We start from the raw sequence: 10,000 nt of genomic DNA on the forward strand, positions 1-10,000 counted from the left end.
TCGTCTCGATCATCGTGCGCTCGGCCGAAGCGCTGGACAGCCATGCCTTCGCCGTTCTGGTCGGTGTCGGCGCGACCGCCATCAACCCCTATCTGGCGCTTGAGCTGATGCAGGAGCGTCTGGACAAGGGCCGTTATGGCGTCCAGACCTCGTACAAGTGCTTCATGAACTACAAGAAGTCCATCGAGGCGGGTCTGATGAAGATCCTCGCCAAGAAGGGCATCTCGGTCATCTCCTCCTATCGCGGCGGCTATGAGTTCGAAGCGCTGGGCCTGTCGCGGGCGCTGGTCGGTGAGTTCTTCCCCGGCGTGACCTCGCGCATTTCCGGTATCGGTCTGGCTGGTATTGAAACCAAGCTGAAGGCGCTGCACGCCGAAGCCTGGGCGTCGAAGCGCGCCCTGATCCCCATTGGCGGCTTCTACAAGATGCGTGCGGCGGGTGAGACCCACTATTATCAGCCGAAGCTGATCCACCTGCTTCAGGACGCGACGACGCGCGGCGACTATAAGGTCTTCAAGACCTATTCGGGTCTGGTGGCCAAGATGTCGAAAGACGCGCCCACCGCGCCGCGCGACCTGCTCGACTGGGCCCCGAAGGCGAAGCCCATCGACATCGAAGAGGTGGAATCGGTCAACGAAATCCGCAAGCGTTTCGTGACGCCCGGCATGTCGCTGGGGGCGCTCAGCCCCGAAGCGCACGAGACGCTGAACATCGCCATGAACCGCATTGGTGCGCGCTCGGTCTCCGGCGAAGGCGGCGAAGACCCCGAACGCTATGTCCGCCGTCCGAACGGCGACAACCCCAACTCGGCCATCAAGCAGATCGCCTCTGGCCGCTTTGGCGTCACGGCGGAATATCTCAACCAGTGCCGCGAAGTCGAAATCAAGGTCGCGCAAGGGGCCAAGCCCGGTGAGGGCGGTCAGCTTCCGGGCTTCAAGGTCACGGAATTCATCGCCCGTATGCGCCATTCGACGCCGGGCGTGGGCCTGATCTCGCCGCCGCCGCACCACGACATCTATTCGATCGAAGACCTGGCGCAGCTCATCTATGACATCAAGCAGATCAACCCGAACTGCCGCGTCACGGTGAAGCTGGTGTCGCAGTCGGGCATCGGTACGGTCGCCGCCGGGGTCGCCAAGGCCAAGGCCGATGCCATCCTCGTGTCGGGTCAGGTCGGCGGCACGGGTGCGTCGCCGCTCACCTCGATCAAGTTCGCCGGCCTGCCGTTCGAGCTCGGCCTCAGCGAAGCCCATCAGGTCCTGACCATGAACAATCTGCGCGGTCAGGTGCGTCTGCGCTCTGACGGCGGGATGCGCACGGGCCGCGACATCGTGGTCGCCGCCATGCTGGGGGCCGAAGAGTTCGGCATCGGCACGGCGTCTCTGGTGGCCATCGGCTGCCTGATGGTGCGTCAGTGTCAGTCCAACACCTGCCCGGTCGGTGTCTGCGTGCAGGACGAACGTCTGCGCGCCAAGTTCACCGGCACGCCGGAAAAGGTCATCAACCTGTTCAGCTTCATCGCCGAAGAGGTGCGCGAAATCCTGGCCTCGCTGGGTCTGCGTTCGCTGGATGAGGCCGTGGGCCGCACCGACCTTCTGCGTCAGGTATCGCGCGGTGGGGCACACCTCGATGATCTCGACCTCAACCCGCTGCTGGTCCGCGTCGAAAAAGACCCGACCGCGCCGGTCACCCTCCCGCATGAGATCAATGCGGTGGCCGATACGCTGGATGCTCAGATCGTCAAGGACGCCGTGCCGCTGGTCGAACGCGGTGAGAAGATGTCGCTGACCTATGACGTGCGCAACACCATGCGCGCGGTGGGTACGCGCACCTCGCACCTGCTGGTCAAAAACTTCGGCGACACGCTGGCCGACGGGCACCTGACGCTGCAACTGCGCGGTTCGGCGGGTCAGTCGCTGGGGGCCTTTGCCGTCAAGGGGCTGTTCATCGACCTCGTCGGTGAGTCCAATGACTATGTGGGCAAGGGCCTGTCGGGCGCGACCATCGTCGTGCGTCCGAAACAGTGGCAGCCGAACCAGATGCTGGCCGGCAACACCAACCTCTATGGGGCCACGTCGGGCAAGCTGTTCGTGGCCGGCCGCGTCGGTGAACGCTTCGCCGTGCGCAACTCCGGCGCGGTGACCGTGGTCGAAGGGGCCGGGGCCCACGCCTGTGAATACATGACGGGCGGCAAGGTGGTCATCCTCGGTTCGACCGGCGCCAATTTCGGCGCGGGCATGACCGGCGGCGTCGCCTATGTCTGGGACACCGAAGGGGCGTTCGCCAAATACATCAACCCGGAAGGCATCACCCTGCGCGACGTGCCCGAAAGCGATCAGGCCGATCTCAAGGCCCTGATTGCCGAGCACTTCGAAAAGACGCAGTCCCCGCGCGCCGAGACCATCCTCGACGACTGGGACAATGCGCTGAAGGCCTTCGTTCAGGTCATGCCGAACGAGATACTGGCCATTCAGGCGAAGATGGCAGCCGCCGTCGCTTAAGCAGGGGCACGGCCCCTGCCCCCCTTCGCTGGAGCATAAAAAAGCCGCCTCTGCAAAGGGGCGGCTTTTTGTATTAAGCGCCAATTGACTGGCGACAATCATGAGGGACGAACTCAAGATCAGATCATGAATCCGCATGAACGGCTGCAAAAATGGGAGCCATAATGCGGTTCACAGAACCGGAGCATACGGGTCAGGCAGGTCTTCAAGAGTATAGGTTTTGACATTGTCAGAGTGTATATGCCGTGCAGGCTTGTGTTTGCGATGTCAGAGAAAGATCACAAAATGCGCTGGTTTTTCCGGATGCCAATCCTTGTTTCCTTTATCGTATCGACCATAATTACAGCCAGCTATCTATATGAAATAGCATTCGGCCACGGCAGAGCCGGCTGGCCCAATGTATTGGCAGGGCTAGGCTTAATGATCGCATGTGTTGGCTTTCATTTTGTCTATAAGTTCATCGAGTGGCTCGGAAAGAAAATAGATGGCGAAACCAATAAACCAGAGTGACAGGGTTGACGTTAAGTCCTCTGACGGACTGCTCGTGCCACAAAAAAGCACCAACGCGGTTGCGCCGCATACGAACAAAGCCGCCCCTTGGCAGAGGCGGCTTTTTTGACTCCCACTACTGGGTGCAGGGGCTGTGCCCCTGCTATTTCACCCGTGCGATGGCCGCTGTCGTGGACGGGTCGTGCGCCTTGATGGCGCTGCCTGTGATGTCTTCCAGCACGGCATTGGCCAGAGTCTTGCCCAGTTCCACGCCCCACTGGTCGAAGCTGTTGAGGCCCATGACGATCCCTTCGGCAAAGGTCTTGTGCTCATAGAGTGCCAAGAGGGCACCGAGCGTTTCGGGTGTCAGGGCGTCGAGCAGGACCAGGGTCGAGGGCTTGTTGCCAGGGCAGACCTTTTGCGGGGCGATGATGGCGGTCTTTTCGGCGTCGAAACCGGCGGCGCGGCATTCGGCCTCAGCGGTTTCCAGCGACTTGCCGACCATAAAGGCCTCACCCTGCGCGATGACGTTCGACAGCAGTTTTTGCTGCATGTCGAGCGGCGCTTCGGGGTTCGACTTCACGGCGATCAGCTCCAGCGGCACGATGTCTTCCGACTGGTGCAGCATCTGGAAGAAGGCGTGCTGGGCATTGGTGCCTTCGTCGCCGAAGACGACCGGGCAGGTCTTGGTCGGTAGCAGTTTGCCAGAACCGTCGGTGCGCTTGCCGTTAGATTCCATCTCAAGCTGTTGCAGGAAGGCGGCCAGTCGGCGCAGACGATGCGCATACGGAATAACGGCGCGGGCGGGGCGGTCGAGGCCGATGCGGTTGAACACCTGAGCGGCGGCCAGCAGCAGCGGCGCGTTCTTTTCAAACGGCGCGGTGAGGAAGTGCTGATCCATCTCATAGGCACCGGCGAGCAATCGTTCGTACACGTCATAACCGGCGGCGATGATGACCGATAGCGACACCGCCGACCACAGCGAATAGCGGCCACCGACCCAGTCCTTGAAGCCGAACACGCGGTCTTCGGGGATGCCGTAGGCCGAGGTCTTGGCCGGAGCCGCAGACACGGCGGCGAGGTGCTTCGAGGCCGCCGCTTCGCCCAAACCGGCGATCAGCCAGTCGCGCGCGGCGAGGAAGTTGGCCAGCGTTTCCTGCGTGGTGAAGGTCTTCGACACGGCGATGACCAGCGTTTCGGCCGGGTCAAGATCGGCGGTGCTGAGCGCCAGTTCCGAGCCATCGACATTGGCGACAAAGCGGATGTCGATTTGCGGCTTGAGCGGCGTCAGGGCCTGCCACACCAGACGCGGGCCGAGGTCCGAACCGCCGATGCCGATATGCAGGATGGTTTTGAACGGCTTACCCGTCGCACCGACGATCTGACCAGAGCGGATACCGTCCGCATAGGCCTTCATGGCATCGCGCGCCGTCTTGACGTCGGCGGTGATTTCCGCGCCGCGCAGGCGGGCGTTTTCGCCGTCGGAGTCGCGCAGCGCCACGTGCAGAACGGCGCGGTTTTCCGAGACGTTGATCGCCTGACCCGTCCACATGCGCTCACGCGCGGCACTCAGGTCGGCGGCTTCGAACAGCTTCAACGCCGCCTGAAAGCCCGCGTCAGACCACGACTGCTTTGACACATCGACATAGAGCCCGGCCACCGACAGGGACTGCGCCCCCAGACGGTCGGCTTCGTATTCAAAATGCGCCACGATGGGGGTTTTGGCGTCGATGGCGGCCTGGGTTTTGAGGGCGGTAAAGGCTTCGGAAAGGCTCATTTCGGGCTCCGTAGGTCCAGGCCGCGCCGCAGGATCAGGCGCAGGTCCCAGCTAAATTGAGATAATAAATCGGTTGAACGCAAAAGACGGGTACTTTGTAATTGGTGGCGGTCCCGCATCACCGCGCCCAAGCCCATAACGGCTTCCCTCAGGGCGCGACCGACGACCGGGCCGCGTCCCTTCAATACATCCTTCAGCGCCCCTGACAAGCTAAACAAGAGGTGCGGCAGCAGCATCAGCCACAGGACGGACGCGGGCGTGTTCTTGACGAACAGCCACAGGCGGTTGCGATAGCCGTGGAACAGGGCGAAGTCCGAGCGCGCCCCCAGCGTGGCCGAGCCGATATGATCGACGCGCGCCTGCGGGATCAGCAGCGTGCGCTCCCGCCGCAGCCGCGCGCGATAGCCCAGATCGGCGTCTTCGCAATACATGAAAAAGCGCTCGTAAAAGCCCCCCAGCGCCTCAAACAGCGAGCGTTTGATGACGAAGGCGGCACCACATGGCGAAAACACTTCGCTGATCGGAATATGCGCGGGGCGCGCGGCGCGATAGCCCATGCGGAAGGGAAAGCCGAAGAAGCTCATGCCGTCGCCGGCCCCGTCCAGCACGCCCTGATCCTGCGGGTCCAGTTGCAGGGAGGTGAAAATGTGCGTGTGCGGATAATCCTGAATGGCCTGCGCCATTTCACTGAGCCAGTGGGCGTGTACAAACACATCCGGATTAATAAAGCCCAGCCATTCGCCCTTGGCAAAGCGCACGGCGGCATTGTTACCGGCGGCAAAACCCAGATTGCCGCCATTCTGGATCAGGCGCACCTGCGGAAATTTCGCCACCACGGCCTCCGGCGCGCCATCGGTTGAGGCATTGTCGGCCAACAGGATTTCAAAATCATCCGTGGTCTGAGCAAGTAGCGCCTCTATACAGCGCTCCAGATAGGCGCCGCTCTGATAGGACAGGACAATGAGCGAAAACCTAGGCGACATGGCGGCTCCATTCGCTCCACACGTCGGGATCGTCCTCCTGCGGCAGGTGCTGCGCGCGCAGGGCCCGGAAGTCTTCGGCGCTCAGGCCGCGCGACAAGGCCCAGACGGCGGAACCGCGCACCACCGGGCTGTCGTGGTTGAGGTTGCGCGTTAAAACCGCGATCTTGTCCGGGTCCACCAGATCATCAAAGCTGTTGCCCAGCGCATAGTGCACATTGCGCAGGAAGGTGGCCAGACCGATGCGCTTGATCGGCGACTTGCTGAACAGGGTGCGGAACGCCGCGTCATCCAGTTGCGCCAGCTCGACCAAAGACAGGGCGTTGAAGCCCTCACGCGCTTTCAGCTTGGCTTCGGACGCCTCCACCGCAAACTTGTTCCACGGACAGGCGGCCAGACAGTCATCGCAGCCATAGACACGGTTGCCCATAGCGGTGCGGAAGCGGTCGGGCCAGTGGCCGCGAAATTCGATGGTCAGATAGGACAGACATTCGCGGGCATCCAACTGATAAGGCCCAACAAAGGCGTCGGTGGGGCAGGCGTCGAGGCAGGCCCGGCACGAACCGCAATGGTCGCGTTCGGTCAGGCTCTGCGGCAGCTCCATATCGGTCAGGATACTGCCGAGAAACAGCCAGGAGCCAAATTCGCGCGAGACGAGATTGGTATGCTTGCCCTGCCAGCCAAGCCCGGCCAGTTGCGCCAGCGGCTTTTCCATCAAAGGCGCGGTATCGACAAACACCTTCAGCTCGCAGCCATAGGCGGCCACGATGTCGCTGGCCAATTGCTTGAGCTTTTTCTTGATGACGTCGTGATAGTCGTCGCCGCGCGCATAGACGCTGATATTGGCCAGATCGCGCTCGGAAAGCCCCAGAAGCGGGTCGCTGTCGGGGCCGTAGTTGAAGCCCAGCACGATGGCGCTTTTGGCGCCGTTCCACATGTTTTGCGGGTGCAGACGCCGCTCCAGCGTCTCTTCCATCCACGTCATCTCGCCGTGAAAGCCGGCGGCGATGAAGGCCTTCAGGCGCTGCGCCGCGTCCCATGCCTGCGGCAGGTTGGTGAAGCCGACGGTGGAGAAGCCGAGCGCCTTTGCCCGTGCCGTGATGTCTGCCTTAAACCCCGTCTCCCTGTGCGCGGCGGGGTTGTCGGGTCGCGCGTCCATCAAAAATCCAGTTCGCGGTAGTGCGCCGACGGGGCCACGCCCGGCAGGGTGTCGGCCAAAAGCGGTCGGAAGGCCGGGCGCGACTTGACCACCATGTACCAGGTTTTCAGGTGCTTATAGCGGTCCCAGTTCATCTCATCGACATAGTCGATCACGCTGAGGTGCGAGGCCAGGGCGAAATCGGCATAGGACATGTGCCGCCCGGACAGCCAGTTGCGCGCCTCAAGCAGGCTTTCGAAATAGAGCAGGTGGTCGCGCAGCGCGTCGCGCCCGGCGCGCAGGGCCGACAGGTTCGGGGCGCCCATGCCCATCAGGCGCTTTTCCATCTTTTCGTGCAGCAGAAGCGCGTTGACCTCGTAATCAAACTTGCGCTCGAACCAGCCGACCAGACGCCGGGCTTCACCGCGCTCCTGCGGGTCGGTGGGCCACAGCCGTACCTCGGACGCGGTCTCATCGAGGTGTTCGAGGATGGCGCGGTTCTCACACAGGGTGACGTTGCGCCCGTGGTCGTAGCTTTCGACCAGCACGGGCAGCAGGCCGGACACGTTCAGGCGCAGAAACTCATCCGTCGGCTCCCAGTATTTGACCGGGGCCTCCTCAAAGGCCAGCTTCTTTTCGCCAAGCGCCAGCCGGACCAGCCGCGAATGCGGGTCGAAGGCGAAATGATAAAGGGTGCGCAGGGGTGTGTTCATGTCAGATCTGATGCACCCGGTCGTGCGCTTCGGCAAAGACGCCGCCATGCGGCTCCGACGCGCCGTCCGGGTCGGGATGAATCAGGATGTCGGCATTGGGAAAGGCCGACAATATGCGTTTTTCAGCGCTTACGATTATTTCATGGGCTCTGACAAGGGTCAGGTCAGGCCGCAGCGCCATGTGCATCTGGATAAGCACGTGCGGGCCGGAAATGCGCGTGCGCAGACGGTGGACATTGAGCACTTCGGCATCGTCAGACGCCAGTTCGTGGATGCGCGCCTGATCTTCGTCCGACAGGGCGCGATCCATCAGGCTGTCGGCGGCGTCTTTCAGCACGTGCAGCGCCCCCCACAAAAGCCACAGGGCAATCGCCCCCCCGGCAATGGCGTCGATGTGCGGCACGCCCAGCGCACCGGCCCCGACGCCGACCAGTGCGATACTGTTCCCGGCAATGTCGGTCAGGTAGTGGGCGCGGTCGGCCGACACGGCCACCGACTGCGATGCCTTCAGGGCGGCGTTTTGTGCCACGATCAGAAGCCCGGTCAGCAGCAGCGACACGATCATCACCGCTACGGACAAAAGACCACCGCTGACCGGCTCCGGTACGCGCAGATGGTCCCAGGCGTCGCGCAGGATCAGGGCCGCCGATGAAAAGACCAGCGCCGCCTGAAACAGGGCCGAAAAGGCTTCGGCCTTGCCATGACCAAACGGGTGCTCCTTATCGGGCGGCGTGCGGGCAAATCGTACCGCGAAAAAGGTAATCAGCGAGGCCAGCAGATCCAGCCCGGAATCGGTCAGCGAGGCCAGCACCGCCACCGATCCCGACGCCATCAGCGCCAGCGTCTTCAGCCCGATCAGGGTCAGGGCGACGAAAACAGACAGGGCCGACACGCGCAGGATCATCTCCTGCGGCGTCAGGCCGCTGAAGCTGAACGGGTTGATCAGGCGCGTAAAGGGCAGGGCCATGGCGGGAGCCTTAAAATAACCAGAAACGGCATCTGTATACGCCTGAATCTACCACGCTACAAAAACTTTAAGCCCCTGTTAAACATGGCTGGATTTTAAACCCGGCTGTGTTTAAAGTTCCTGATAATCAATCTTGATTATCAGCCCGGATGTCAGAGCCGGGTTTCGCTCAAATGGAGCGAAATCCCGCTCTAACCTTTCGTTTCGTCGCGCATTTCATCCGAAAACCGTTTCACACTTTTCGGAATGCGCTTTGAGGGTTTACCCATGTCGCGTCAGTGGATCAGCCGCGCCGAAGCCTTGCAGCGACTGGATGTCAAGCCGCAGACCCTCTACGCCTATGTCAGCCGTCAGCGCATCGCCGCGCGTACTGACCCGGACAATCCGCGCCGCTCGCTCTATGCCCTCGACGATATTGAACGTCTGACGCAGCGCGGCCCGCGCCCGGCCGAAGATGCTCCGGCGGTTCTCCCGGCGCTCAGCGGCAAATCCGCCCTGCGCGGTGAGGCGACGATCGATTCCGACATCTTTATCGCCATCGACAACCGCCCCTTTTACCGCACGCACGACAGCCTGGCGCTCAGCGAAACCGAGAATTTCGAAACCGTCGCTGCCCTGTTGTGGAAGGACGAAGCCACCAACCCCTTCGGGCCGTTAAAACCGCGCCCGGACGTCAACTTTACCGGCGGGCCGCGCGCCCGCGTGTGGGGGATGCTGTCGCGGCGTCTGGACGAAGACGCCCTGTCGGAACAGGCGACCGAACGCCATCTGCGCCTTGAGGCGGCAGGCATTCTGAACGAGCTGTTCGACGCGGTGACCAATGGCGGGCCGCGCCTCTATTTCCATCAGCGTCTGGCCCGCGCGTGGAAGGTCAATGATCTGCGCGACGTCGATCTGATCCGCCGGGCGCTGGTGCTGTGCGCCGATAACGGGCTCGATGCCGCGACCCTGGCCGCGCGTGCCGCCGCCGTGTCGCAGGGGCCCTTGTCATCGCCGGTGATGGCCGGTTTCGCCACCCTGACCGGTCCGGCCATGGGCGGGCGGGTGTCGCGCGCCGAAGCCTATGTGACGCAGGTGCGGCGTCAGGGCAATCCGCGTCTGGTCGCCGAAACCTTCCTGCGTCAGGGCGTTGAACTGCCGGGCTTTGAAGCCGAACAATCGCCCTGCGATGCCCTGCGCGCCGAAGCCCTGATGGCCGCCGCCCCGCACATCGGCGAAGACCTCAAGACCATCCGTGCCGTCGGTGAGGAGCTGACCGGGCGGCCGCTGGGCTTTACTCTTGCGCTGGCCCTGATCGGGCGACACCTCGATCTGCCCAAGGACGCGCCCTTTACGCTGATGGGGCTGGGGCGCTCGGCCGGATGGCTGGCCCACGCCATTGAACAGACCGAAACCGGCACCGCGCCCAATGTGCGGCTGCGCTATGTCGGCGAAC

At 62.7% G+C, this 10,000-nt stretch carries 8 protein-coding genes; 3 read left to right on the forward strand and 5 right to left on the reverse strand.

Annotation, left to right across the window (positions count from 1 at the left end; genetic code table 11):
• Together LDL37_RS06705 and LDL37_RS06710 are read left to right on the forward strand one after the other, a co-directional pair.
• Positions 1-2,501, forward strand: a 2,501-nt coding sequence (locus LDL37_RS06705; RefSeq protein WP_290795866.1) for a glutamate synthase-related protein, incomplete at its 5' end; no start/stop codon positions are given.
• Between the two features lie 285 nt (positions 2,502-2,786).
• Positions 2,787-3,011, forward strand: a complete 225-nt coding sequence (locus LDL37_RS06710) for a sensor signal transduction histidine kinase (protein ID WP_290795868.1) — start codon at positions 2,787-2,789, stop codon at positions 3,009-3,011.
• Between the two features lie 142 nt (positions 3,012-3,153).
• On the opposite strand, the gene pgi is transcribed toward LDL37_RS06710, so the two are convergent.
• From pgi to LDL37_RS06735, 5 genes are read right to left on the reverse strand one after another with little or no spacing between them, the layout of a single operon-like run.
• Positions 3,154-4,767: a glucose-6-phosphate isomerase gene (pgi, locus tag LDL37_RS06715; protein WP_290795870.1), complete on the reverse strand. Its 1,614-nt coding sequence runs from the start codon at positions 4,765-4,767 to the stop codon at positions 3,154-3,156.
• Positions 4,764-5,750 (reverse strand): glycosyltransferase family 2 protein, encoded by a 987-nt coding sequence (locus LDL37_RS06720; RefSeq protein ID WP_290795872.1) that lies wholly within the window; start codon positions 5,748-5,750, stop codon positions 4,764-4,766. Before LDL37_RS06720 ends, pgi begins: the two co-directional genes overlap by 4 nt.
• Positions 5,740-6,906, reverse strand: a complete 1,167-nt coding sequence (gene queG / locus LDL37_RS06725) for a tRNA epoxyqueuosine(34) reductase QueG (RefSeq protein ID WP_290795874.1) — start codon at positions 6,904-6,906, stop codon at positions 5,740-5,742. The genes LDL37_RS06720 and queG overlap by 11 nt, the downstream gene beginning before the upstream one ends.
• A complete protein-coding gene (locus tag LDL37_RS06730; protein ID WP_145987686.1) occupies positions 6,906-7,598 on the reverse strand; it encodes a glutathione S-transferase family protein in 693 nt (230 codons plus the stop codon). The genes queG and LDL37_RS06730 overlap by 1 nt, the downstream gene beginning before the upstream one ends.
• A gap of 1 nt (position 7,599) precedes the next feature.
• Positions 7,600-8,565 (reverse strand): cation diffusion facilitator family transporter, encoded by a 966-nt coding sequence (locus LDL37_RS06735; protein WP_290795879.1) that lies wholly within the window; start codon positions 8,563-8,565, stop codon positions 7,600-7,602.
• Positions 8,566-8,832: 267 nt separating this feature from the next.
• Between LDL37_RS06735 and LDL37_RS06740 the strand changes: the two genes are divergently transcribed.
• Positions 8,833-10,000 (forward strand): citrate/2-methylcitrate synthase (locus LDL37_RS06740; protein WP_290795882.1); only part of this gene is annotated, 1,168 nt, incomplete at its 3' end.

It is taken from the genome of Asticcacaulis sp. (assembly GCF_020217185.1).
GTDB lineage: Bacteria > Pseudomonadota > Alphaproteobacteria > Caulobacterales > Caulobacteraceae > Asticcacaulis.